The sequence below is a fragment of the Paraburkholderia elongata genome (assembly GCF_013177735.1).
Taxonomy (GTDB): Bacteria; Pseudomonadota; Gammaproteobacteria; order Burkholderiales; family Burkholderiaceae; genus Paraburkholderia; species Paraburkholderia elongata.
In genome coordinates this window covers 1-26130 of the sequence record NZ_WOEZ01000149.1, presented here as the reverse complement: position 1 = coordinate 26130, position 26130 = coordinate 1, and the positions used below count along the sequence as shown (strand labels likewise).

Genomic DNA, 26130 nt, shown 5'->3' with positions numbered 1-26130 from the left:
GAAGTTCTGGCCGGCCAGCACCGAGACGCGTCCGTTAGCAATCGGCCAGTGCCAGGTCGGGCTGTTGCAACCGCCACTGCCGCCGCCGGCAATCACCGCCGCTTCCCACTGGGCCCGGCGCGCCGGATCCTTGCGGAACAGGTGCAAATTGGTGTTGCTACTCGTGTTGTACGTAATAGCGACGAAGTCTTCGGCGGCCAGCACAGAGACCGTCGACAGATCCGTGCCGCCGTTGCCGTCGACCAGCAGCGGGTTAGATGGGTCCGCCTGCCAGCTGTTCCACTGCCCGTTCCAGGTGAGGATTTGCAACGACAACTGCTGCGTCGCGCTGTTGTTCCACAGCGCGACCACGTAGTCGGGACCGAACCACACACGCGGCATCGACTGCTGCGGCATGGGCGCCGGCGCGGACAGCGTCAGCGCGCGCTCGCAGATCGGCAGCTCGACCTGGTCATACGTATAGGTCGCGCTGCCGCCGGTCGGATAGACGATGCGACGCAACGCGCCGAGGTTGGTGGGCTCGCTGATGTCGAGGTTGTAGTCATAGCGATAGCCCGGCAAATTCTCCTCGGCCGGATTGAATAGCGCGAAGCCGGTGAGCAACCGCTTGCAGGTGTCGCCCGAAGTGCCGGCAACATTGGCCACCGCCTGGGCGCCCGGGTTCGACGGGCTCGGGTCGTAGACGAACGCCAGCGAAAACAGCGTCGAGCCGTCGGTGTGCGTGACCGCGATCCCGCTCAGGAACTGCGTTTCGTAACGGTCCTGGAAGCCATTGGGTGTGATGTCCGGCACCGCCTTGTGCGGATCCGCATATTCGCGCGGACTCTCCGATGTTGCATTGCTCCAGAGTTTCGGCTGATAGGTGAAGGTTGCAGTGCGGCCAAACACGTCGTTGATACTCGTCAGATAGCAGGCCTTGGTGTAGGGCTTGCCGCCCGCGCCGACCTGCTGTTCCGCACCATGCGTAAGCAGTCCGCTGCCGTCGCGATCGAAGCCGTTGTAACCGTACGAAACGAATTCGCCGAAGCGGCTATAGGCGCGCTGCAAATGCCACGCGCTCGCATATTGCTGCTGCTTGCCGGTCACAGCGCTGTTGCCTAGCCACAGCGCGAGGCCGTTGTCGTCGACCCATTGCACGGCCCATTCGATGCTGTTGCCGGCGCTGAGGTTGTAGCCCTGCGCGGTTTGCGCGACGCCGCCGCCGAACGACATCGCCTGCCCCGTTTCGTTGGTCACGGCCCAACGCTCGTAGCGCGAGTAGTACAGCACCTTCCAGAACTTGTAATTGACCAGTTGGTACGACTCGCCGCCGTCGCTGGCATTGAGCGTCTGCTGATTCAGTTGCAGAACGAATTGCTGTTGTAGTGCGTCGTCGTCGATCCGCCATGGACTTGCGCTACCCGCGATCTTCGCGCTCGCCGAGAGCGGCAAACCGCGCTGCACGAACTCGCTGCGTACGGCGGTGGGCACCGGCTGACCATCGACCAGCAATCCCGCCAGCGCGCCGTCCATTCCGAACAGCGACGGATTGGCGGGCTCGCGGACCAGTTGGCTCGACACGCCCGCCATGTTGATCGAATAGGTTGCCGCACCGGGTGTCGGCGCGCCGCCGGTGTCGAGCGTGATCGCCGATACCGGCAACTGCCAGCCCATGCCCAACACACCTGTCGGACGGTCGCGGTTCCACGTCATCGCCTGCTGGTGGATGTTGCTCTCGTACTGGATCGACAGATCGATTTGCAGGCCGTCGTTGCCGGTACGCCCTGGCATCGAAAACAGCGCCTGCGTGAGGTTCACGTCGCCGCGAAACAGGTTCACGCTGCTCTTGAGCACGCCCACCGTGCTGGCATCCATCTGGAAAGTACGAATGCTGGGGATCGAGGAATCAGACATGACGGCCGGCTCCGGAAAAAACGCGCGCGCACGCCACCGCCCGCGGCCAATGCGGGCGGCGTGAACGCGCAGGTGTAAGGAGGCGCACGCGTGTGCGCCGTTGCATGTGGCGGCAAGTTGCCCGGTGGCCGACTCAGGTACCGACGATGAAACCGCTGACGTTACTCACGCCGTCGTCCTGCACATTGCCGGAGTTGTCGGTCAGCTTCGCCGCGCCGGTAACCGTGACGTCACTGCCGCTCACGCTCTGCACCGAAAGACTCACCGAGAACGTTTTCACGTGATGGTCCGAGTTGTCGCGGTACTGCACCTTGTAGCTGCTCAGAAATGGCGTGTACTTGCTGAACGGCTTGCCGAACGTGATTTTCTGCGTGTTGTTCTGCAACGTGTTGGTGCCGCGCACGAAGTTGCCGAGCGACGGGTCGCAGTTCGCCACAAGTCCCGCATCCACGGTGCCCGATACGTTCCCATGGCCGGTGTCGTCGTACATATAGACCGTGCCGTTGATCGACGCGGCGTTACCGCTCAAGGTCGTGCCGACAGCCGCGCATGCCGTCTCCATATGATGATCGGTGCCGCCATACGACAGGTAGTAACCGGCGAGTGCGGCCTGCAGCACGTTCGGATCGGTGCCGGGAATCGTGATCGGCGAGCTCGTCCCGCCGTTGACGATGCCGGCGACGTTGCCGAGCTTCAGATTGGAATCGTCGACGCCGACCCACGCGAGCGCGACCACATTGACATAGGACGAAGACGGATCGAGGTTATGGCCGTTCGCGTCGACCATCGTCGCATGCGCAGTAATAGAAAGTGACGATCCCGACTGATTGACGCTCAGCGAGACCGATATCGTCTGCACGTGATGGTCCGTATTGCCATAGCTCAACGAAAAAGCCGAGATGCCGACCATGCGTTGCGTGATCTGGTCGGTGAAGTTGAAGGTGCTGGTGGCACCGGGTTTGATCTGGGCACTCTGAATCTGCAGCGGCATGATATTGCTCCCGAATTTGAATACGCGCGGACAAAGCCAGCCCCTGCCATGGCGATTTATGCGCCTTGGCTTAACCAGCCATTTTTAATAAAAAACAGAAACCCCTTTCAGTAAAAAAACTGAAATAAAACCAGGCGTACTTTTATTAAAAGAATTAACATTTCCGTTAAATCAAAACGCAAAATGCAAAACGTCTCCCAAGCTCCAGCGGAGGGAATCGGATTGCCTGATTTTGAAGTGCGATGGCGCTGACTGCACCCTCGCGTACGAACGGAAATGCCCATTCGGCGGGCTTGAAGACCCCGGTATTCAATGGCCTCCTACAAAGCTTCGGTATTATGCGCGGCCGATAACCAGGTCGCGTTTAAATTTCTGTTGTGCAAATCAGTATGGTTGATGGCACGAAGGAATTCAATGTTCAGACTAACTCTTAAAGGTATTGGCATCAAAAAAAAGCGTTTCACTCAGGCGCTGGTTCGGCGGGTAAAGAAAGTCACATTCCCAATTGAAAGAGAGAGAATTTCGATCGGTTAGGCGAAGCTCGGCGTTAGCTATCGGATTTTGATGCAAATCGGATGAGTCGGCAGATTACGCTCGGGTTTTGAGGAGCGTGAGCCGGCAATGAGTAAGCTGAAAGACATCGCCTGGTTGTTCATGGCGCCCGTCATCCGACAACGTGTAAGGTTTCACGGTCGGCTTCGCATTCAGGATTTCCAGCCGGGTGAGTTGGTGGGGAGGAGATCGGGCGATCGTTGTATACCCAGCGTCTGACGGAAACGGATAACAACATGCAACGAACGATACAACGATGACGGTCCGGATTCGGTCGGCCTTCAGCGGACTTTCCGGGACGATTCGGTAACAATAAAAAACCCGCGGAGCCAATAGCCACGCGGGTTTCAGGGTACTGCAGCAGATCTCTCCGGACTTGCCGGGACACTAATCGTGAAACGGAATGGTGGGTGCTGAGAGGCTCGAACTCCCGACCTACGCCTTGTAAGGGCGCCGCTCTACCAACTGAGCTAAGCACCCGTTTCGCGATTCAGCGTGCTTCTGCTTTTGCTGCCTGATTTGTCGACTTGCGCTCTAACTAATGCAATTGCGCATCAGCTAAAGCAAGCCACACAGAGTTCGCCGCACTTCTTTCTAACGAATCTGCAATTCCTCAAGCAGCAAGCCCATTAGTTTAGCGCATCCTTCAGAGCTTTGCCAGGCCTAAATTTAGGGACCTTCGCTGCCTTGATCTTGATGGCGGCGCCGGTGCGCGGATTGCGCCCCGTACGCGCGGTGCGCTTGCCCACGGCAAACGTACCGAAGCCGACCAAGGTCACCGAACCGCCTTGCTTCAACGTACCTTTGACCCCACCGATCACCGCATCCAGTGCACGGCCTGCCGCGGCCTTCGAAATATCGGCTTGCTGCGCAATGTGATCGATCAATTCCGTTTTATTCATTCCAACCCCCGAGAATGTTTATGGCAATCGTGACGGCGCTCTGTAGCGCCTGGCATCACGCGGCTGGCGGGTAACGCCGAGCCGACTTATTAGAATTGGCCGAAACCCTTGTGTCAAGCGGGGTTGAGCCTGATTAGAGAGGTTCTGGAGGGGGTCTCTTATAACCAAATCTTGCCGCAAATCGATGCGCGCACAACCAGTCGGCGGCTGAGAACACTCCTTGCTCAAAAAGTGGGATTGCGTGCGTTCCAGATGCGTCGTTCGATATTTCGCCGGCAATAAAAAACCCGCGACCAGGGTCGCGGGTTTTTATACAGCAAACGGCTTTCGCCGCTGACTACCTTAGTGCTTCACGACTTCCGTCGCACCGGCGTCCTTGCCAGGCTCAGCCGCTGCGACAGGCGCAGCCGGCTTCGGCTCTTCTTCCGGCAATGCCTGAGGCACACGTTCGAGCGCCAACTCGAGCACCTTGTCGATCCAGCGGACCGGCACGATTTCGATCGCGTTCTTCACGTTGTCCGGAATTTCCGTCAAGTCTTTGACGTTTTCTTCCGGAATCAGCACCAGCTTGATACCGCCGCGATGCGCTGCCAGCAGTTTTTCCTTCAGGCCGCCGATCGGCAGGACTTCGCCACGCAACGTGATTTCGCCCGTCATCGCGACATTGGCGCGAACCGGAATACCGGTCAACACCGACACCAGCGCGGTTGTCATCGCGATACCGGCGGACGGACCGTCCTTCGGCGTCGCGCCTTCCGGCACGTGGATGTGAATGTCCTGCTTCTCGAACGCTTCGTCCTTGACACCCAGACGGCGCGAACGCGAGCGGACCACTGAGCGCGCAGCTTCGACGGATTCCTTCATCACGTCGCCGAGCGAACCTGTGCGAATCACATTGCCCTTACCCGGCATCACCGCGGCTTCGATGGTCAGCAAATCGCCGCCCACTTCCGTCCACGCAAGACCCGTGACCTGACCAACCTGATTTTCCTTGGCGGCCAGACCGAAGTCGTACTTGCGCACGCCGAGGAAGGTGTCGATATTGCTGCCGTCGACCGTCACCGCGCCTTCCGCCTTCTTCAGCAGAAGCATCTTCACGACCTTGCGGCAGATCTTCGAAATTTCACGCTCGAGCGAACGGACGCCCGCTTCACGCGTGTAGTAACGAATGATGTCGCGGATCGCGGTTTCCGTCACATCGACCTCGCCATCCTTGAGGCCGTTGTTCTTCTTCTGCTTGGGCAAAAGATAACGTTGCGCGATGCTGACCTTCTCGTCTTCCGTGTAACCCGACAGACGGATCACTTCCATCCGGTCGAGCAACGGCGGCGGAATGTTCAGCGAGTTCGACGTCGCCACGAACATCACGTCCGACAGATCGAAGTCGACTTCGACATAGTGATCGGCGAACGTATGGTTCTGTTCCGGATCGAGCACTTCCAGCAGAGCCGACGACGGATCGCCGCGGAAATCCTGGCCCATCTTGTCGACTTCGTCGAGCAGGAAGAGCGGATTGCGCACGCCGACCTTGGTCAGGCTTTGCAGAATCTTGCCGGGCATCGAACCGATGTACGTACGACGGTGACCGCGAATCTCGGCTTCGTCGCGCACGCCGCCGAGCGCCATACGCACGAACTTGCGGTTCGTAGCGCGAGCGATCGACTGACCCAGCGACGTCTTACCGACACCCGGAGGCCCAACGAGGCACAGAATCGGCGCTTTCACCTTGTCGACACGTTGCTGGACCGCGAGATACTCGAGAATGCGTTCCTTCACTTTCTCGAGACCGAAGTGGTCTTCGTCGAGCACGCGTTCCGCATTCGAGAGGTCGTTGTTGACCTTGCTCTTCTTGCGCCACGGCAAGCCGATCAGCGTATCGATGTAGTTGCGCACGACCGTCGCTTCAGCCGACATCGGCGACATCAGCTTGAGCTTCTTCAGCTCGGAGTCGGCCTTCTTCTTGGCTTCCTTCGGCATACGGGCGGCCGTGATGCGCTTCTCGAGTTCCTCGAGATCCGCACCTTCTTCGCCTTCGCCCAGTTCCTTCTGGATCGCCTTGACCTGTTCGTTCAGGTAGTACTCGCGCTGGCTCTTCTCCATCTGGCGCTTCACACGCCCGCGGATACGCTTTTCAACCTGCAGGATGTCGATCTCGGCTTCGAGCTGCGCGAGCAGATGCTCGAGGCGCTCGATGACCGGGAACATTTCGAGGATGTGCTGCTTCTGGTCGAGCTTGAGCGGCAGATGCGCTGCGATCGTATCGGCCAGACGGCCAGCCTCGTCGATGCCCGACAGCGACGTCAGGATCTCCGGCGGGATCTTCTTGTTCAGCTTCACATACTGGTCGAACTGCGACACGATCGCGCGGCGCAGCGCTTCAGTTTCAGCGCTGTCGGCGTGGTCGGGTTCGAGCGGCATGACTTCGCACGAAAACTGCGTTTCCTGTTCTTCGATGGAAAGCGTTTTGGCGCGCTGCAAGCCTTCGACGAGCACCTTAACGGTGCCGTCGGGCAGCTTCAGCATTTGCAGGATGTTGGCAACACACCCTACTTCGTACATGTCCTTTTCGGTCGGCTCATCTTTCGCAGCCGTTTTCTGGGCGACGAGCATGATGTGCTTGCCGCCTTCCATCGCTGCTTCGAGAGCCTTGATCGACTTCGGGCGGCCTACGAAGAGCGGAATCACCATGTGCGGGAAGACGACTACGTCACGCAGCGGGAGCAGCGGGAGCGTAATGCGTTCCGGCGGAAGGAGTTGGGTTCCTGACATTTCATTTCCCCATGAGTGGAATCAGTTCGTTCGATAGGTGAGGCCAGCAGAAAAGATTGCAAGCCTCCGCGTGTGGGAAAAGTTCAGTGACTCCGAAGGTTCAGTGACTCCATAGTGAAAACAACCATCCTGACCACACGATAAACGAAAAAAACCGTTCACGTTGCCATGAACGGCTTTTTTTGCAGAACCCGAAAGCCGATCAGTTCGAACCCGCCACTTTGGGCGCGTCTTCGTAGATCAGTAGCGGCTTGCCGTCGCCGTCAATCACGTTGTCGTCGATGATGACCTTGCTAACGCCTTTCATTTGCGGCAGGTCATACATGACATCAAGCAACGCCTGTTCCAGGATCGAACGCAGACCCCGGGCACCCGTCTTGCGACGGATCGCCTTACGCGCAACAGCCTGCAACGCAGCCGGGCGAATTTCGAGCTCGACGCGTTCCATGTTGAACAGCTTGTGGTATTGCTTCACCAAGGCATTCTTCGGTTCGACGAGGATCGTCATCAACGCCGCTTCGTCGAGCTTGCCAAGCGTAGCCACCACCGGCAGACGACCGATCAGTTCAGGAATCAGGCCGAACTTGATCAGATCTTCCGGCTCCACTTCGCGCAGCACTTCACCGGCGTCGCGGTCCTGCTTGCTCTTCACGCTTGCGCCGAAGCCAATACCGGTCTTCTCGGTACGGTCGACGATGACCTTCTCGAGGCCGTCGAATGCGCCACCGCAAATGAACAGAATATTGGTGGTATCGACCTGGATGAAGTCCTGATTCGGATGCTTACGGCCACCCTGCGGCGGCACCGACGCCATCGTGCCTTCAACCAGCTTCAGCAAGGCCTGTTGCACGCCTTCGCCCGACACGTCACGGGTGATCGAAGGGTTGTCGGACTTGCGGCTGATCTTGTCGATTTCGTCGATGTAGACGATGCCGCGCTGGGCCTTGTCGACTTCGTAATTGCAGTTCTGCAGCAGCTTCTGGATGATGTTCTCGACGTCTTCGCCGACGTAGCCGGCTTCCGTCAGCGTCGTTGCGTCGGCAATGACGAACGGGACGTTCAAAAGGCGCGCGAGCGTCTGCGCGAGCAAGGTCTTGCCGGAACCGGTCGGGCCGATCAGCAGGATGTTGCTCTTGGAGAGCTCGATGTCGTCCTTCTTGTCGAGGTGCTTGAGGCGCTTGTAGTGGTTGTACACCGCAACTGCGAGAATCTTCTTCGCGCGCTCCTGACCAATCACGTACTGGTCGAGGATTTCACGGATTTCCTGCGGACTCGGCAGATCGGACTTGGACAAGCCCGCCTCAATGCCCGCGCCTGCAGCCTCATCGCGGATGATTTCGTTGCACAGGTCGATACATTCATCACAGATGAACACCGACGGGCCTGCAATCAGCTTTTTGACTTCATGCTGGCTCTTGCCGCAGAACGAGCAATACAACAGCTTTTCGCTGTTAGAACCTTTCTTGTCCGCCATAGATGTGTGAGCCTCCGGACACTCGATTACATGATACGCCGTTTGCCCCAGCCTCGCAGTTTGGGCGCGGCAGGGCTTGAGCCAAGGTGACGGCGTTTGCCGCAGGCGCTCGGACGAGTCTTGATTATTTCACAACCGATCCGATGACGGTCTCACCCCGTTTTGGGGCAAGACCGCACCGGCTCAAGGTCAAGGACGCTTGTGCGCCACCTGGTCAACCAGACCGTAAGCTTGCGCGTCATCGCCGGACATGAAATTGTCTCGGTCGGTGTCGCGTGCGATACGCTCGACAGGCTGGCCGGTGTGGTGCGCGAGCAGATGATTCAGCCGTTCCTTCAGGTACAGGATTTCGCGCGCCTGAATTTCGATGTCCGACGCCTGGCCGCGCGCGCCGCCCAGCGGCTGGTGAATCATCACGCGCGAATTCGGCAGTGCAAAACGCTTGCCCTTTGCGCCGGCTGCCAGCAGGAACGCGCCCATGCTGGCCGCGAGGCCCATGCACAACGTCGACACGTCCGGCTTGATGAACTGCATCGTATCGTAGATCGCCATCCCGGCCGAAACCGAACCGCCCGGGCTGTTGATGTAGAAGCTGATGTCCTTGTCCGGATTTTCGCTTTCAAGGAACAACATCTGCGCGACGACGAGATTGGCCGTCTGGTCGTTCACTTCGCCGACCAGGAACACGATGCGTTCCTTCAGCAGGCGCGAATAGATGTCATACGAGCGCTCGCCGCGGCCGCTCGTTTCCACGACGATCGGCACCAGTCCGAGCGCCTGCGCTTCGAGATCCCGCGACGACTGGGAGGTCAACGTGTCCAGCATTTGGGCGCGAAAGGTCATGCAATGGATCCTTGTCTGGAAATATTCTAAATATTAGATGCTAGACAGGTGTGGTCGACGAGCCCGTATTCAAGTGCGCGATCAGTGCGAACGCGGTGCGCGACGCTGTGTGAAACGCGCCATGCAAAACGCAACGTACTTTTACAGCACAAAAAAACGGCGTGCGAGCCGTCGCTCCGACAGCCGGCACGCCGTTGCAGCGACGCTTATGCTTGCGCCGTTGCGCTTGCCAGTTCTTCGAAGCTTACTTCCTTGTCCGTCACCTTGGCCTTGCTGAGGACGAAATCGACGACGTTGGCTTCAACGACGTACGCTTCCATTTCGGCAAGACGTTGCTGATTGGAATAATACCAGCGGACGACTTCCTTCGGGTCTTCGTAGCTTTTCGCGAATTCGTCGACTTCGGCACGAATTTGCTCCGGCTTGGCTTGCAGCTCGTTGGCCTTGACCAGCTCGGCCAGCACGAGGCCCAGCTTGACGCGACGCTCAGCCTGTTCCTTGAACATTTCAGCCGGGATCGGTGCGTCACCGGCGTTCGGCACGCCACGTTGCTCGAGGTCCTGACGAGCCATGCCGACCAGACGTTCCTGATCTTGCGAGATCAGCGCGTTCGGCACGTCGAGTTCCGAAATCTTCAGGAGCGCGTCCATGACCTGATTCTTGACGATAGCTTGCGTGCGGCGCTTCGCTTCACGCTCGAGATTGTCTTTGATCTCAGCGCGCATCTTGACCAGATCGCCGTCTTCGATACCGAGCGACTTTGCGAATTCAGCGTCGATTTCCGGCAGGTGCGGCCACTCGATCTTCTTCATCGTGATCGTGAATTGCGCGGTCTTACCGGCGACATCCTTGCCGTGATAGTCAGCCGGGAAAGCCAGGTCGAATTCCTTCGACTCGCCGACCTTCAGGCCGAGCGCTGCCTTTTCGAATTCCGGCAGCATGCGGCCTTCGCCCAGCACGAATGCGAAGTCTTCAGCGCTGCCGCCCTGGAACACTTCACCGTCGATCTTGCCGACGAAGTCGACCGTCACGCGGTCGCCGTCTTTAGCCGCCGTATCCGCGCCGCCGTCGCCGTGCTCGCCGGATTCGCCGCGAGCGTGGAAGTGCACGCGCTGCTTGCGCAGGATGTCCAGCGTGCGGTCGATTTCCGCTTCGCTGATGGTGGTCGTGGTACGTTCGATTTCAGCCGCGGCGACGTCGCCCAGCTTCACTTCCGGATATACCTCGAACGTCGCGTCGAACGCGTAGTCGCCTTCAGCAGCGTCGGCCTTCGGCGCGAAGCTCGGCTGACCGGCAACGCGCAGGTTTTCGGCGCGGCTGATGTCGAAAAACTCCTTGCCGACCTTGTCGCTCAGCACTTCGGCTTCCACCTGGCCCGAATACTGTTGCGTCACCATCTTGAGCGGCACCTTGCCCGGGCGGAAACCCGGCATGCGCACGTTCTTTGCGAGTTGACGGATACGCGAATCCACTTCCTTCTGCACGGTGTCCTTCGGCAGGGAAATCGTGACGCGGCGTTCGAGCTTGCCGAGGTTTTCAACAACGTTAGCCATGGCTTCAATCGTCCTAAAATTATTCGAGCGAATCAGTTATCTTCTGCGTGCCGCTATTCGATGTCGCTTCGCATCGCGCGTCACGTCAATTCAGCGCCTGCGCCGCGGGCTTGCAGGCCACCGGCAGCACGGTTTGGGTCTAAAGAGCCGAATATTTTAGCAAACTATTTGCGCGCTTAGCCGGGATTCGATGACTGCGCGCGTTTTTATCGGCCTTCAGGCCGCTTTCCGCGCTGTTTTTCACCTCTTTGCAGCTCGCCCGGCGGCTGTTTCGTGCTTGGCTCGCGCCCATTGCCTGCCAGTTTCCAGTCTGCTTGCGGCGGTGCTTGTGGCAATTTAGCGGTCCCTTTCAGCGGCGCCGTTTCCGCCAGAAGGACCCGAATGGGCGACAGCGGCGCGCTTGCCGCGCGCATTCCCACTCATGATTCCCGCACGCCCTCCCAGGGACAATCCCGGCTATGCCGTTCGACATGTTCAGTCGGCGCGCCCATGCTGATAAGCTAATGGACGCGCTCGGGGCTGCGCCTTTATCTGTTCATATCACCCGCCCTCGCAACGACTCCAACCATTCAGAGACACCATGCCGAATTTGCCGTCCTCGCCTGTCGTCGTCATTGCTCCCGATTCCTTCAAAGGTTCGCTCAGCGCGGAACAGGTCGCGCAGGCGATTGCGTCCGGCATCCAGCGCGCCCGGCCGGACGCCACTGTACGCATCTGCCCGATGGCCGACGGCGGCGAAGGCACGCTCGACGCCATGCTCACGAGCGGCGGCGAACGCCGCAAGCTGAGCGTGCGCGGCGCGGCCGGCCCGGTGCGCGAGGCACTTACGGGCCTGCTTGCGGATGGCAGCGCGATCATCGAAACAGCGGAAATCGTCGGCATTACCGATCCAGTAGGCATGGGCGTGCCGGTCGAGGCGCGCAGCACGCGCGGCATGGGCGAAGCGATTCGCGCCCTGCTCGACGCGGGCGTGCGGCGCTTTTTCGTCGCGCTCGGCGGCAGCAGCACGAACGACGGCGGCGCCGGCTTGCTGGCCGGCCTCGGCCTGAAACTTTTCGACGCGCAAAACAAGGACCTCGACGCAACGCCCGAGCAACTCGCTCGCGTGGCGCGCCTCGATGTATCGCAGCTGGACGCCCGCCTCGCGGAGACGCAGTTCGTCGGCATGTCGGATGTGGACAATCCGCTGACCGGCGATCACGGCGCAACCGCTGTGTTCGGACCGCAAAAGGGTGTGAAGCCGGAACAGGTCGCCCCGATCGACGCCGCCCTCGCCCGCTTCGCCGATCTGCTCGAGGCGGCGCTGGGACGCACGGCACGCGATCAACCCGGCGCGGGTGCGGCCGGCGGTCTCGGCTTCGCGCTGCACATGCTGGGCGCGCAGTTCGAGCCGGGCGCGGAAACCGTCGCGCGGCAGATCGGTCTGGACGCGGCGCTTGAAGGCGCCAACTGGCTGATCACCGGCGAAGGCCGCTCGGACGTGCAAACGCTGCACGGCAAGGCGCCGTTCATCGCTTGCCGTCATGCGCAGGCAGCGGGCGTGCCGGCCACGCTGCTCTCCGGCGGAGTCGACTCCGCGGCGCTACCGCGCCTCGCCGAATACTTCAGTGGCTGCTTCTCGCCAGCCCCTGGGCCGATCACCCTCGAGGTTGCGATTCGCGACGCGGCGCGTTTGCTCGCTGACGAGGCCGAACAGTTGACGCGCCTGAAATACGGCACGCGTTGACCGGCGGGACGGTTGCGGCAACAATCACAACGCCACGACTGCGCCACTCATCACGGGAAGACCATGAAGGCCTCCGCCAAAACCGGACTCGAACAGTTTCTGACGTACCGTCTGCATGTCCTGAACAAACTCGCCGAGCGTGGCATCGGCGAGCGCTATCAGGACAAACTGGGCGTGACATTGCCTGAAGCGCGGGTGATTGCGTCGGTGGGCTCGTTCGGACCGTTTTCGATCATGGAACTGGCGCGGCACGCCAACCTCGACAAGAGTCAGGCGAGCCGTGCGGCCGAGGCGTTGATCAAGCAAGGACTCGTGAAACGCGAGCCGAGCGCTGAAGACGGCCGCGTCGTGCTGGTGTCGCTGACCCCTGAAGGCCGCGCGCTTTATCGCAAGGTGATGCCGATCGCGCGTAAGTGGAACGGAGATTTGTTCGACTGCCTCGACGAACAGGAAAAGCTCGCGTTTGGCCAGGCGCTCGACAAGATCATCACCACGATGTCGGAGCGAGAGGGGTAAGTAACGGCGTGCAGCTGCGGCGTGCTCACGCGGCGCAATCGCGCGCTGCCGTGCAATCCTTCGGCCCGCTCCAATCCCCCGGCTTCGTGCAATCCTCCACGCCGAAATTCGCTCTCACCGAAGTCAGTTCTTTCCGGTGCTTTGACCGTCCGCGCCGGCGGTGCCCGCATCGTTAGCTGTAGCGCTTGCCGCATCTGACCCGCTGTGCACACCGCTTGCCGATCCGCCAGCGCCGTCCGCTCCACCAGATCCACCAGTTCCACCGCCGTCATCGGCCACACCGCCAGCCTGGGGCCCGGCGTGGACCTGAGCGCCACGCGCGATCCGCCAGGCGATCGCACCGAGCGAGCCGACCGCCAGCAACAAGGCCGCCCACAACATATAGCGCCGCATCGCATCGGGGTCTTTGCCCGGCGACTGCGCATCGCCCTCCTGCCCAACGGGCAGCGCCCCGCCCAGCCGTGCTGTGACGGCAACCGAAGAAGCCCCCATCAGCAGATCCGTCCGGCTCACGGCCGACGACACCGCGGCCGCACTTCCCACCGCCAGCGTGAAAGGCGCAGCCCCGCGCGCGACGAAAGTGAGTGTCGCCGGACGCCAGCCCGCAGCGACGGTCAACGTGCCGCTTCCCAAACCGCCATTGCGCGTGTCGACCACCACTCGCCACTGACGATCCGTGTCGGGCGCCATTTCAAGCGATGGATTGCTTTGCTCCACCGTGCCGTTGTGCAACCGGAACAGCGTCGCGCTCGATACTTCTCTCCAGGCCGACTCCAGTCCCGAACGCGAGTAAACGACAGCCGGCGCCACGGTATTCGGCTGCGGCAGACTCAGGCGCAAACGATCGACGGGATAAGGTCCACCGGTCTCGAAGAAATACTCGCCGGCTTTCGGACCCGCGCGGGCCACGATGCCTTCGCGCCATTCCAGTTGGGTCTCCGCGCGCTGTGCATTGTCGGCGCTGGCCGTCTGCACCTGAGCATCGATCGACTCGATGTACGGCGCGCCGTCGAGCCAGTGCAAACGCAGGTAACGCGCGCGCATGCCGTTGAGCTCGATGCGATCCTGGCTCAGCGTGCTGCCGTTGTAGCTGACCTTGAGCAGTTGCGCCTCGCCGGCGGGTTGCCAGTTGCGCAAATCGTCACTCGATTCGACGCTGACGCGCCCCTGGTAATTATCGTCACGCACATGGACGACCAATGCATCGACCCGCGCTTCCCCCCTCGTCTCGCGGGCGACGTCGATCAGGTCGGCATCATGTTGCGCGCGGGCCGGCGGCGCTGACGTCGCACGCAGCGACCCGTCGGCGGCAATCGTCACGCCGAGTGGCGCGCCAGTGCTGCCGGGAGCGGCGGATGGCAAGGGAAACCAGCGCACCGGACGCAACGTGGCCGGTGCGCGGGAAGGCTCGCGCGGTGCGTCGAGCGAATACGGCACAGGTTCGCCGGCGCCGTTGAACACGCGCACGTCGCCGAGATCGCCGCGCTGGCTGGCGGCGTAGACGGCAGCCGGAAGCGTCACGCTGTAATAGGCGGCGCCGCTCTCGAGTTCGAGCGCAAAGCGCTGCGCGAACCGATCGGCCGCTACGGCCGCCGTCGACACCCACACGGACGAGATCGCAAGACACCACCCCGTCACTATCAAGACACGCTTCATTGCTCAGCTTCCAGAACTTCCGCTTTGGGCGGCAACGGCGAGAAGTAGCCGATTAGCAGCAACATCAGGCCGATACCGATGAACGACACGATCCGCTCGATACCGGTCACGTGCGACAGGTCGAACAGGAATAGCTTGACGACGGTCGCCGCCAGCAGGCCGCCGCCGATGAACCAGAATATCCGGCTGGCGCGGCGGGTCGCCCAGATCATCATAGCCAACGCGCAGACTGTCCAGAACACCGATACCGAGGCCTGCACGAGCATCGAGTGCGACATCGCGTCGAGCTGGTACGGCACGCCAATCCAGTGGTGCAGCGTGCGCAGCAGCATCGCATTGAGCCAGATGAATCCGGTCACGCCGACCGTCACCTGCAACGGCACGCGGTACTCGCCGACCGGCACACCCAGGCGGTTGATGCGCATGAGCCACAACGCCGCCAGCGCAAAAATCACCGCCTGCACCAGGTCGAGCGGATTGAGCAGCGGCAGACGCGCCCACGCGCCACCATCCTGTGTCAGGTTCGCATAGAAAGTCCACACCCACATCACCAGCACGAGCGGCGTCGATGCGATCGCGCACAAGCGCACGATGCTGTCACGACGGGCGAGCCACAGTCCGGCAAATGCAAACGCGCTCCAGCCGACCAGGAACACCTGCTGGAAATTGAACGACGCCAGCACCGCATCGACATCGTACGCTGCATGGAAATGATGATGCAGCGTGCGCAGCAGCAACGCATTGAACCACAGGAATAGTGTCGCGAGCACCGCGTAGTCGAACGCCCGCGGATGCCCGTGCACACCGAGTGCGCGCAGGCGCCGCAGCCACACGGCGCAAGCGATAAACGCGAGGATCTGCGCCACATCCAGCGGATTGAGAATCGGCAGCCAGAACAGTGGCGCGGCGCTGCCGTCGCTCATGACGCTCGCGATGCTCCACACCCACAGCAAGACGGCGAGTGGAGCTGCGCCCCACACCTGATAGGCCTGCACGAAGCACGCGACCGGCCAGCGCAAACGGTGCCCGACGCCAGCCACCAACAGCAGCAGAATGCCGAAGCCATAGGCCCACGCGCTCCAGCTCCATGCGCCTTCCGGCACGTAGGCGCGCAAGCCCCAATAGCCTTCGAGCGCGACGAGCGCGCCGGCCGTCCAGAACATCAGCACATGCAGTGGAGCGAGCACATGATCGCCGACGTCGCGCTGCTGACGCCACAGCAGCACGTAAGTGGACGCCGCGACGACCGCGCAAACCAGCCAACCGTATCCGCTGACCGGCGCCATGCTCAGCATGTACAGACTCCATGTCAGCAGAGCGAGAAGCGGCACGAGCGCCAGCGCCGGCAGTTCGGCGAGCGGCCAACGCAGCTTGCGGTGCGCGCCGTGCGCAAGCCACGCTGTCAGAACGGCGAACAGCGCGACTGCGGCGGTCTCGAAACGTTCGCGGTCGTACGCAAGATGCACCTGCGTGTAGGCGAGGATCTCGTGGAGACCGCCAAAGATCCACCACAACAGCCCCCACACGCCGGCGACGAGGCCGATCTGCGGCATCCATGCGTGCCACGAGCCCGCTTCGCTACGTCCATGCAACCGCCATCCCGTGAAGACGCCCGCGACCGCGATGAGCACGGTCGCGATGTACGCGCCGTTCAGGACCGGCCAGGCATGCGCGCCATCGATCTGCGCGAGCGTGCTGACAACATACGCGCCCGCCGCGGCCAGTTGCATCAGCAAGCCGAAACCGAATGCGATCAGGCGCCGCTGACGCACAGCGAGCCAGGTGATCGCGGCGCCTTCGATGGCCCAGGTCGCGCTCGTGGTCGGTCCGGTGAAAGCGAGCGGCACAGCGAGCGTGGCGAAGATCACGGCGAGTGCGAGCATGGCCTCGAACATCATGCCGAGGCGCGCGCGCCGCCGCGCCAGCCAGCCCGCGATCGCGAGGTAGAACGCGGCCAGCGCCACCGCGCTCCACGCCAGGCCGAATTCGGTGCCCTTCATCAGTGCCGCTTGCAGACCGATCGCGACGAGCGGCGTGCCGAACACCAGCGTGCCGTCGACGTAATGCTTGAGCGCGACCTCGCGGCGCACCGCGTAGAGCAACGCGATGCCGACATACATCAGGAAGAACAGGATCAGGAACGGCTCGGTGCTGGCAAGCAGCTCCGGCCGGTAAGCCGTCACGCCCCACACGGCGCCGATCGAAAACGTGAACACGAAGCCAAGCAGATTCAGAGGCCGCCACGCCTTGAACCACGCGATCGCGAAAATGCCCGCGTTGAGCAGCGCGTAGTAGCTGAACAGCATCACGTGATTGCCGCCGCCCGTCGACAGGAGCACCGGCGCGAGGAAGCCGCCCGCGCTGCCCATGAAGGCCAGCGACGACGCGTTCTGCCGCACCGCCAGAAACGCGCTCAAGCCGCAGATCGCGATCATCAGCGGCAAGGCCGCGCCCGCCGGCAGCAGATGGTAGAGCTTGGTTGCGGCGAACACGGTCAGATAGAGCGCACCGACGCCGCCACCCTGCAAGATCAGCCCGTACGCGCCGCGGCGCTCGCCAATGCGCCAGCCGAGCCCGATCAGGACGGTGGCGGCAAGTGCAACGCCGGCGAGGCGGAATTCGATCGGCAGCAGGCTGTTGTCGGCCGCGTATTTGAGCAGGAACGCAATGCCGAAGAACAGCACGATGATGCCGACCCGCACGACCGTGTTGCCGCCGAGTAGCCAGTCGCGGCCGCTTTTGAAGAGTCGCTCGGCGAGACCGGGACCGCGCGGCGGTGCGGGCGGAGACGGTGGCGCGGACGGGGTTTGCGCTGGCGGAGGTTCGGCGGAAAGCGATGGCGGCTGCGCTGACCCGGCGGACGGCGGCAACGTCATCGGGCTGTGTGGCTGAGCATTCAACGTGCTCGATGCGCCCGGTTCGCTTGATGCAGGTACACCGGCCGATGCGGGCGGCGTGACCGCACTGGCGCTCACCGTCGAGCGCACGGCTGCCGGCTGCGCCGGCGTTGCCTCAGACTCGTGACGAGGCTTCTGCTTCGTCTCGGGCGGCATCGCATAGGGACGCGGCACGACATCGGCCGGACGCAGTTTGAACGTCGCAGGCTTGTCACCCACGCTCCCGGTCGCCGATGCACCCGTGACGCCGGCCCGCAATTCGCGGATTTCATCGCGCAGAACGACGATCTCACGCTCGAGTCGCTCGACGCGCGCGGCCAGTTCGCCGGATGGGCTGCCGGGTGGGTTCCAGCTATCGGTCTCCGCCGGTTTGGGCGCGGGTTCGTTGGCGGCGCCTGGAGACTTCTTTTGCAGCAGACGTGCGAGCGCAAAGCCAGCCACCCCGCCCAACAGTGCACCGTAGCCGATTGAGAAATCGTTCGACAAGGCGGCCAACATCCCGACCACCGCGCCGATCACGGTAAATATCACGCTCATCGCATCCCTCTTTTATTGTCTTCTGCTGCGAGATCCGTTTGTCGCACGTATTAATCCGCGAGTATTGCGTCAACAATGTTTAATAGATTAACTGCGCTGAACACCTTCGTCACGCTTCGAGCACGGCAGGCCCGGCCAGGCCGCCGCGTTCGCGGCAAGCCGCCAACCATGTCAAAATCCGGGACCGGCCACCGGGCCTTCAATCACCCCCCATTTCATCCAGGGAAGTTTCAGTGGAGATCAACAAACAGGTAGCGGCCCTCACCGCCTCGGAACTTCAAACCGCCGGCGCGAGCCAGGCGACGGCGATCGCCGTCAGTGTGCTGCTGCGTCATCTGCGCTCGCCTGAACTGGTAAAACTGTTGTCGTCGGCTTTCGAAAACCATCAGGCGGTCATGCTGCAAACGCCATGGCCCGATCAGATGCTGCAGGCGTTCGAATCGACCCGCCGCTTTCTCGAAGGCGCCGCACAAGCCGAGTTGCCAGGCACACAAACCGAACAGCAATCGCCAGCGCCGGACGCCTGAGCGCTACCGGGCCACGCGAGGCCCGGGGCAAGTCACACGAAAAACAAAAAACCCCGTCAGTCCGAAGACTTAACGGGGTTCTCTACTACATAGGGATGGTGCGAGGGAGGGGACTCGAACCCCTACACCCTTGCGGGCGTCAGGACCTAAAACAGCTACCGGAGTATAAACAGTTCCGGCTCAAATCCCGTGTTGCGAAATAACTTCCCGCAAACCCTTGTCCAGCAACGTTTCTTTTATATTTTCGGGCCGTTTCGCTTGCGAGACGCAGCGGGATACCAACTTTAATTGCGCGCTCAGAGGCCCTTTCTGAGGCGTTTTGTGAGTGCACGCACATCTCGCAGCAAGTATCGCACGAGACGCATTGCGAGACGCCTGTTTTGCACGCAAAATTGGGGTTCGTCTCGTGCAGCTGCGAGACGGCTTGATTTCAGACATTTTACGGGCTGCGAGACAACAAACGCGTGCCCTATTTTTGCGAGTGAGACCACATGGCTGTGCTGACGATGACTCCGGACGAGGTCGCGAAACTGGCGTGCCTCCCGGGAAAGCGGATGACCATTTACTATGACGCCGCGATGAACAACGAGCTGCTCTTCCGCGTGATGAAGACTGGCACACGTACGTGGCTGGCGGAAACCGACAACGCCGTCGGGAAGCGTGTACAGCGTTCAGTGGGCGCGTATCCACAAATGGACCTGGCAACCGCGCGCCGTGAGTGTGTTCGCGTGTGTGCCGATATCGCGGCCGAAGGTGCGGAGGGCGTGTCGGACCTGTCAAAAAAAACCCTGTTGCAGATTCTGGAAGACTGGCGTGATACCACCCATCCGAAAGACTCCACGCTGCGCACCTACGAACGTGTCCTTAGAACGCATGCCGCCGAGTGGCTACACAGGCCGCTACGCCTGCTGACACGCGAGTGGCTGACAGAGGCGTGCCGGCGTATCGCTGAGGACCGCGGCGCGGCTAGACAGTCAGACCACCTCTTTCAAACCATCCGGGCGCTCTCAAATCACGCGAAGTTGCCGGCAAACGCGGCGGCTGGCATGCGCAAGCGGGTAAAGCAGTCGTCGGTCGAAGGCGCGCGCCCGCTGTTCGCAGGTGCACTGCGCAGCCTGTTCGATGCCATTGACATGCTGGACCCGTATCCGCGTGCGTACTACCACACCGTCTTGTTTACTGGGTTCCGTGCAGAAGGCGCTCGGGCAATGGAGTGGCATCTGCTAAAGCTGAAGAACGGCAGTGCATCGACCTATTGCATCCCGGCTAAGGCAACCGGGTTTAAGGACGGCGGAGGCTGGGAGTACCCGCTCCATCCTTATCTCGCGGAAGAGCTGCGCAAGCTGCGTGAGTACCACGCAAAGCGCGGGCTGGGCTCGCAGTACATGTACCCATCGCTCTCGTCAAAGGACACGCCTGATACCGCGACGACGAAGAAGGAGCCGCGCGAGTATGTGCACCACTACAACGGCTCTCTGGCACGCCTGCGCGAACTCACGGGCATGCCTCTGTTGCGGAACAACGACCTGCGGGATACCGTAGCCAGCTACGCAATGGCGCTCTTCGGCAAAAACATGATTACCGAAAAGCTGCTCGACCACCGCATCGACGGAACGAACGTCGATGGGCAAAACGTGGGCATTCTTTACGTCGCAGCGCTCCCGCGTTCCTTCGATGCTTCTGCACAGGTCCGCAAGGTTTGGGCAGACAAGAGCGAGGCATGGCGGCCTTTTATTGAAGGGTATGGCGACGCACTGCTTATGCTCGCCGGACGCTTGAAGGAACGTGACATGACGCCGTATCAGCTCGACTTTTGGAAGACCAAGGTAAAGCCCGTTTTCCGCGTCGACCAGGACTTCCGCCTTGAAGACGGCTTTTCCACCAAGGCGTGGTTGGACTTTGTGTCGCAGGCGCCGCAGTTTGCGCTGAATCCGGACACGGCGCACGATGTAGCCGAACGCCTCAACGCCATCACCCCGTAACCGGGCACTGCAAATGAAAAAGCCCCGCTCTACATCAGCGGGGCTGCTGTTTCAGGTATGGCAGTTCAGGCTTCGTCTGAAATGAGCGTGTCGCTGATTCCGCCCGGTTGGCGTGCCAGTCCGAGTGCTTTGTCTACAGCGGCCTTGTCGGCCGTCGACATGCGTTTCACGTACTTTTGGAAGTCCGCGTCGTTATCGAAAAACGAGCGCAGCACCTCTTCCATCAGTTCGCCTCGTTCGACCGGGTGTCCGTACGACTGCGTGTAAAAAAGACGGTACTGCTCAATTGCCGTGCGCGTGCTCAGCTTTAGGCCGATGTTGAGACGGTCGGTGGGGTCGACAACAGTAAATTGTTTCAGTGCGGGCATGGTGTCACCTGTATGCGAGAAAGTGTATTTGTTGGTGTGTCCACCGGCGCGAGTCGTGTGCGTCAGTCGGTACATTTCATATAGGCACCTCGAAAAAACAGCCTCCCCGAGAAAGTCCCGCTTCACGTACTTTCTGCGTGTTCTAGAATCAACTCCCTAATTTCATGAGAACTCGTATTGCGCGCTCAACGCGCGCATCTGCCAGCGGCGCCCATGCGCCGCACCCTTCGCACATGTGCAGTAAAAGCTTAGGTAACGGCAACCCCAAGGCGGCTACCCGCCGCCTGTTTTCAGGAACACACGCGATGACCGTTGTCGATATCACCGAAGCAACGCAGTCCCTTCCCACCCCGATTGCAGCACTCGGGCGCGGTGAAACGCGCGAGATTGTTATCACCCGCGGTGGCCAACCTGTCGCGCGTCTTGTACCCGTGAAGCCGACACGCATCGGCATTGCCAAAGGACAGTTCGAAGTTCCCGACAGCACCGTAGCTTGCGATGATGAAGTGACAAGGCTGCTTCGAGGAGAAGGCCCCTTGTAGTCAAGCCCGGCCCGCCCGTACGTACACCGCCGGTGTTGGGTGAAATACACCCCTGACACCTCTTCTGCGCTACATCCCGCTCGCTGGCCGCTCGCTCTCCTGCGCTACGCGCACCCCTTCCCTGTTTGCAAATCCGGCCCTTACGTACAACACTGCCGGACGGGTTACGTCCACCCCAATTTTGATATCAAACAGCGCAGCCAGAGCCTCCGTCCTGCGATAACGAGACACGCTCGCTTCGCTCGCTCCTGCGCTGCGCGGACACCCCGTCTTGCGCGCAAGGGTGGGCCTCTTCAGTGCGTAAGCAAGCCCCTCTCGTGTGTGGCTGTCATCAGCGGCTTCGCCGCTTCTTTGATTGCAAAAACAGCACGACTGCGAGGCCTTCCTGCGCTACGCGAAAAGACTGATGCCTGCGCTACGGAGTGTATTTCGCCGGTGCCCCGTTCTGCGCTAACAAGGGCTGAGCTGTCCTGCGCTAAGGAGGCTCTTTCTGGTGAGCCTGGCAACAAGTTGGGGAGGCGTGGCACGGGGTACGAACACGGCGTTCGGGCGGAATGAGCATTAATAGACTGCGAGCTGCGCAGTGCGCCGCTAGCGCACCTACCGCGTTCGAGGAGTACCACCTCCGGCGCATCGCGCAGCGAGCGAGTAGCTCGCTGCCAACAAAAATGCCCGCGGAACGCGGGCGGTGTTGATGCGAGAACAGACGGGGTTCAGTGCAGGGGCTTGTCGCGTAACGGAAGTCCCTCGACGGCAGCCGCGGCGCGGTGCAGGTCCGCCGCTATTTGACGGGCACCGTCCAACGTGAGCGGCATGTACACCGTCTCGCCCCTTACTTCGCCTCGCAGATACACGCCGGACGTAGAGCCGGCCTTGACCAAGAGCGTATCGATGTAGATTTTGGAGGTCATGGGAGAACCCTTTATACGTCTAGTGTTTGCACGTAGCGGCACGTCGTGCGTGCCGCCCTTTGTAATCAATCCAGCATTACACCGCGCCCGCAGCTGTACGCATTGAAACGATGCGCGAATCGAGCGCGAAGCGCACGGCTTGCGAGCGCGTAATACCCAGGCTCGGTTCGGCCGTGCGCGCAACTTCGTTAAGGTGGCTACGGAACGCCACCGCGTCGCCGTTCAGCAATGTGAGGTAGTTGTCGTACAGCGCAACGGGAATCGAGATGGACGTACGCGCACCGTCGCTGAGAACAACAGGCATGTGCTTGCGCGCAGTCGACGAAAAAGCTTGATTCATTATTGACGCTCCTTCACGGATTGAAATTGATAGCAAGGCGTGCAACACGCCGAGCATACGTTCTATATAGCGACGGCTCTTTCGTTGCCTCTCAGCTGGTCACAGGGTGTGTAGCGCACAAGGTTTATAACGAGGCCGGGCAAAATACACTGGCGACAGGAGGCGTTCGCCTGCGAGCAAGAGACGCTGGGGTTGGGGTGCGGGGTGAAAATTGAAAGCAACGGAGGGCCCGTCAGGCCCGACGTCGTCCGGGTGTAAAGCACGTGTGTCCCTCCCCGGCCGGAAAACCGATGGCGAGCCGCGGTGTGCGAGGGGCGGAGTGGCCGCAAAGGCAGGCCCCGTATGGGTTTGCTGGAGTGACGCTAGCGCGCGGAGGCGTTGTCCCCCTGTTAGAAGCCGTTTTTACAGGCAAATAAACAGGGGCGTTGTGGCCAGTGTTGCGAAGGGATGCTGGTGCCTCCGGTTGGGCGAAAAAGGCCCACGCGTAGCCCGAAGAGCTACACCGGGCAAAATACACCGCGACGGCTTAGCTGTGGTGCGGACACTCGCCGCACTTGAACAGGTCGCACTCGGCGGCACTCCTGCCGATGAGTCCGGCTGATATGACACCGCCTGTTCTGTTCCATCGTTGAAACTGTCCAGCCGCGCCGGCAAAGTCGCTCGCGTTCAGCCAGCCAGCCGGCCAAGCAGCGTGCTCGAGCGGAAGGCGCCAATGCCGATGTTGTAGGCAAATATGACCAACGCGTCGAATTCGAACGGCGACATCTGCAGAGCACCAGCGAAAACAAGTCGCCGACGTGCTGCAAAGCGGCCGAATACATCGTGCCGGCCTGTGCGCCGGTCACTGCGTACGCCTGCAGCGTGCTCGTGAAATTTTCGGCGAGCGTGCCCTGCTCGCGCCACTGCTGCGTCGGCGCGCCCGTGAAGCCGCTGCTATTTTGGCGGCAGACGAGACGATGGAATCCCGCAGGTCAGACACCGTCGACGAGGCCGCCGGCGCCCGGCTGACGATAGCCGAGAACGCGTTACCGCTCTATCGCCACCCTCGGCAGAAGCGGCAGCGGCTTTCCGTTTTGGTGGGGAATGGTGTGGCGTGTAGTGCAGAGCTGCCGCAACGCACGGCGGACGTTGCCCGCCGAAAGACACTTCGGCACGAGGCGCGCATGGGCGCGCCAGAAGAAGGCTCGTTATCGGAGCGAGCCTCGCTCGCACCCTTGCCGCAGCTCGGCCACTTCACCCTGCGCACCGTTCACGCCTGCACTCGCATGGATGCCCCGCACACCTCTCCCCTGCCCCCCAGGAATGGGCTATACCGGCCCGCCATGCGGGCATTTACGGAAACTTGCTTTACCTACCAAAAGAGATTAAATGGCTGCGCGCGTTGCGCGCTAACCATACCCATGGGCAGGGCGCGCTGCGCGCGGAGGTGTCGGTACGGGCGCGTAGCGCCCTGAGGGGCCCTCTTAGGAATGGCGAAGCCACTCCAGAACAAAGACAAGAGACTGTTAAGGAGGGGTTACGTCGTTGATTTTATGGAGTGTATTTTGCTGTTGGTACACGAGTCAGTACACGGGTCAATACACCGGTCAATACACCGGTCAATACACCACCTCGGGCAAAATACACCGCATCTCACTTTGGCAAAAGCGGGCTCGCCAGCTAGAAATCCAGGTAAAACACCGCCTGCCAGCCAGGGTGGTATAGCGGCGTTGGGCCCGCGACCAGGGCAAGTGGCAGGCACACAGGCAGGAGAAAACCGAGCAGCGTACTTGTCCCTAGCTAGAAGCGGCCCCGCCACGGCGCAGTTTGCAGCGCCCTTAGGGTCGATTTTTCACACCGTTACAGCGACGGTCCAGCTGTGAGCTGACCACCCCACCCGGTACATCGCGCCTGCCCTTTCCCGCCACTTTCGAGCAGCGGGCTCGGGTGAGATTTGACGGCGAGACGGACCCCGATGGGGTTCCATGGTCGGCATGGGCACCGAGCACGGCGAAAGTGCGCGCAAGGCAGGGCTGCACGCCGCCAACGAACGTCCTGCAATTGCACAACCCGGGCTTGCGGAATTCGATAACGTCGGCTGTGAGCGCGCAAGGCGCGATAGTGACCGCGGGCGCGGACTACGCTGACTATCACGAGCAAATCGACGGGCCCGAAAAGGGTATCATCCCGCGCCGCGCTGCGCTATTTCGGCTGGGGATTTCCGCGCAAAGCTAAAGCGTCGTGGACTTGATTAGAGGTCAACTGCCTCCAGGTCACGCGCGGCGCGCTTTGTCGTAATGCCGTCGAGCACGTACGCTTTCTGCCCATTGCGGCGGCTGCTCGCTTTAAGTGACCAACCTTTTATAAAGCACGCTGCCTGCAGGGCGTCGTGTGCATCTTCGAGTGAGCCGCGGAATGTGTCGCGGTCGCCGCTTGCGCCCAGGTACTCCACGAGTTCATCGAAGGTAAAATCGAAGGTGCCGTCGTGCGACTGATAAAAAAGATACAGGCGTTTTGCAAGGTCGCCCTTTAGTTCCCGATACGTGCCTTCGCTGTACCAAGAGGACAATCTTTGACCAAAGAACACACGCACGTACCGCGAAACGTCCGTCGAAAATTCCAAGGTATTGCCAGTTTCGGCCGCCTTGGTTTCGACAAGGTCGCCGAGCAGCTTGAACGACACCTGCACGCCCTTCACTTCGCCGCGTTTGAACAGCTCCTCGTCAGGGAACGATGCCTGCCATGAGGCAATAACCGTTTCGTCAGTCGTCCACACGCGGAGTTCAGTTTTGCGAAGGCGATGCATCTGCGCGACCAGCGCCTTGTTAGCAGAGCCGCTTTTGCTGCGGCCGATTTCCCTGAGCATCGCCAATACGGAAATTGCAGGCAGCCGCTTGCCAAGCGGCACGGTTGCAGCAAGGCGCAGTATGTGCGCATATGTTTCCAGGTCCGACGCGAACAGCGCTTCGCCCACGTACTTCATCTCGATAGTCCCTGCCCGAAAGCCCGAGACACGGTCGATGCGAAGCGGCGCTTCTTCCGTGTACACCTTGCGCGTGACGTTGCGGGCGCCCGTAAAGATGACCGGCGAGCGCATTATGATATGCGGCAGCGTGAGCTGAGACGCACGCGCTACCGGCAAAAACAGCTCAGCTTTAGTCTTATGCTGCGC

20 protein-coding genes and 1 tRNA gene are annotated in these 26130 nt (G+C 61.1%); 6 read left to right on the top strand and 15 right to left on the bottom strand.

The genetic code is table 11. The features are described from left to right. The 8 genes from GNZ13_RS27210 to tig form a co-directional block, all read right to left on the bottom strand. Nucleotides 1–1893: hypothetical protein (locus GNZ13_RS27210; protein ID WP_172170346.1), on the bottom strand; the 1893-nt coding region annotated here is incomplete at its 3' end. 133 nt (nucleotides 1894–2026) lie between these two features. Further along, on the bottom strand, nucleotides 2027–2884 hold the full coding sequence (locus GNZ13_RS27205; RefSeq protein WP_172170344.1) for a hypothetical protein: 858 nt from the start codon (nucleotides 2882–2884) through the stop codon (nucleotides 2027–2029). A gap of 956 nt (nucleotides 2885–3840) precedes the next feature. Beyond that, nucleotides 3841–3916, bottom strand: a tRNA-Val gene (locus GNZ13_RS27200). A 149-nt stretch (nucleotides 3917–4065) separates the two neighbouring features. Beyond that, complete coding sequence (locus tag GNZ13_RS27195; RefSeq protein WP_007182007.1) at nucleotides 4066–4338, bottom strand: HU family DNA-binding protein; 273 nt, start codon at nucleotides 4336–4338, stop codon at nucleotides 4066–4068. A gap of 342 nt (nucleotides 4339–4680) precedes the next feature. Further along, nucleotides 4681–7107, bottom strand: coding sequence for an endopeptidase La (gene lon / locus GNZ13_RS27190; RefSeq protein WP_172170342.1), 2427 nt, complete (start codon nucleotides 7105–7107; stop codon nucleotides 4681–4683). Nucleotides 7108–7309: 202 nt separating this feature from the next. Next, a complete protein-coding gene (clpX, locus tag GNZ13_RS27185; RefSeq protein ID WP_172170340.1) occupies nucleotides 7310–8581 on the bottom strand; it encodes an ATP-dependent Clp protease ATP-binding subunit ClpX in 1272 nt (423 codons plus the stop codon). 189 nt (nucleotides 8582–8770) lie between these two features. After that, nucleotides 8771–9424 (bottom strand): ATP-dependent Clp endopeptidase proteolytic subunit ClpP, encoded by a 654-nt coding sequence (clpP, locus tag GNZ13_RS27180; protein ID WP_007182010.1) that lies wholly within the window; start codon nucleotides 9422–9424, stop codon nucleotides 8771–8773. A gap of 206 nt (nucleotides 9425–9630) precedes the next feature. Next, entirely contained in the window at nucleotides 9631–10977 is a 1347-nt protein-coding gene (gene tig / locus GNZ13_RS27175; RefSeq protein WP_172170338.1) for a trigger factor, read from the bottom strand. Between the two features lie 580 nt (nucleotides 10978–11557). Between tig and GNZ13_RS27170 the strand changes: the two genes are divergently transcribed. Together GNZ13_RS27170 and GNZ13_RS27165 are read left to right on the top strand one after the other, a co-directional pair. Continuing rightward, nucleotides 11558–12703, top strand: coding sequence for a glycerate kinase (locus tag GNZ13_RS27170; RefSeq protein ID WP_172170336.1), 1146 nt, complete (start codon nucleotides 11558–11560; stop codon nucleotides 12701–12703). A 63-nt stretch (nucleotides 12704–12766) separates the two neighbouring features. Continuing rightward, a complete protein-coding gene (locus GNZ13_RS27165; RefSeq protein WP_172170334.1) occupies nucleotides 12767–13219 on the top strand; it encodes a MarR family winged helix-turn-helix transcriptional regulator in 453 nt (150 codons plus the stop codon). A gap of 123 nt (nucleotides 13220–13342) precedes the next feature. Here GNZ13_RS27165 and GNZ13_RS27160 read toward each other — a convergent pair whose 3' ends face one another. Further along, on the bottom strand, nucleotides 13343–14875 hold the full coding sequence (locus tag GNZ13_RS27160; RefSeq protein WP_172170332.1) for a DUF3999 domain-containing protein: 1533 nt from the start codon (nucleotides 14873–14875) through the stop codon (nucleotides 13343–13345). Continuing rightward, the gene (locus GNZ13_RS27155) at nucleotides 14872–18309 is read right to left on the bottom strand and encodes a DUF2339 domain-containing protein (RefSeq protein WP_172170330.1); all 3438 of its coding nucleotides are present in this window, start codon (nucleotides 18307–18309) and stop codon (nucleotides 14872–14874) included. The genes GNZ13_RS27160 and GNZ13_RS27155 overlap by 4 nt, the downstream gene beginning before the upstream one ends. A 233-nt stretch (nucleotides 18310–18542) precedes the next feature. On the opposite strand from GNZ13_RS27155, the gene GNZ13_RS27150 reads away from it, so the two are divergent. Continuing rightward, on the top strand, nucleotides 18543–18836 hold the full coding sequence (locus GNZ13_RS27150) for a hypothetical protein (RefSeq protein ID WP_172170328.1): 294 nt from the start codon (nucleotides 18543–18545) through the stop codon (nucleotides 18834–18836). A gap of 491 nt (nucleotides 18837–19327) precedes the next feature. Then, nucleotides 19328–20818: an integrase arm-type DNA-binding domain-containing protein gene (locus GNZ13_RS27145; protein WP_172170327.1), complete on the top strand. Its 1491-nt coding sequence runs from the start codon at nucleotides 19328–19330 to the stop codon at nucleotides 20816–20818. A gap of 65 nt (nucleotides 20819–20883) precedes the next feature. On the opposite strand, the gene GNZ13_RS27140 is transcribed toward GNZ13_RS27145, so the two are convergent. Beyond that, nucleotides 20884–21261 (bottom strand): hypothetical protein, encoded by a 378-nt coding sequence (locus tag GNZ13_RS27140; RefSeq protein WP_172170326.1) that lies wholly within the window; start codon nucleotides 21259–21261, stop codon nucleotides 20884–20886. Nucleotides 21262–21491: 230 nt separating this feature from the next. Here GNZ13_RS27140 and GNZ13_RS27135 point away from each other — a divergent pair, with 230 nt between their 5' ends. Next, the gene (locus GNZ13_RS27135) at nucleotides 21492–21728 is read left to right on the top strand and encodes a type II toxin-antitoxin system Phd/YefM family antitoxin (protein ID WP_172170325.1); all 237 of its coding nucleotides are present in this window, start codon (nucleotides 21492–21494) and stop codon (nucleotides 21726–21728) included. Between the two features lie 713 nt (nucleotides 21729–22441). Here the strand turns inward: GNZ13_RS27135 and GNZ13_RS27130 are convergent. From GNZ13_RS27130 to GNZ13_RS54370, 3 genes are all read right to left on the bottom strand, one after another. Then, nucleotides 22442–22639: a hypothetical protein gene (locus GNZ13_RS27130; protein ID WP_172170324.1), complete on the bottom strand. Its 198-nt coding sequence runs from the start codon at nucleotides 22637–22639 to the stop codon at nucleotides 22442–22444. Nucleotides 22640–22715: 76 nt separating this feature from the next. Continuing rightward, nucleotides 22716–22979 (bottom strand): hypothetical protein, encoded by a 264-nt coding sequence (locus tag GNZ13_RS27125; RefSeq protein ID WP_172170322.1) that lies wholly within the window; start codon nucleotides 22977–22979, stop codon nucleotides 22716–22718. A gap of 666 nt (nucleotides 22980–23645) precedes the next feature. Continuing rightward, nucleotides 23646–23744, bottom strand: coding sequence for a glycoside hydrolase family protein (locus GNZ13_RS54370; protein ID WP_407945668.1), 99 nt, complete (start codon nucleotides 23742–23744; stop codon nucleotides 23646–23648). A gap of 1098 nt (nucleotides 23745–24842) precedes the next feature. On the opposite strand from GNZ13_RS54370, the gene GNZ13_RS54365 reads away from it, so the two are divergent. Next, complete coding sequence (locus GNZ13_RS54365; protein WP_407945669.1) at nucleotides 24843–25193, top strand: phage virion morphogenesis protein; 351 nt, start codon at nucleotides 24843–24845, stop codon at nucleotides 25191–25193. Nucleotides 25194–25209: 16 nt separating this feature from the next. Here GNZ13_RS54365 and GNZ13_RS27115 read toward each other — a convergent pair whose 3' ends face one another. Then, nucleotides 25210–25932 (bottom strand): hypothetical protein, encoded by a 723-nt coding sequence (locus GNZ13_RS27115; RefSeq protein WP_172170318.1) that lies wholly within the window; start codon nucleotides 25930–25932, stop codon nucleotides 25210–25212. Nucleotides 25933–26130: the final 198 nt, after the last annotated feature.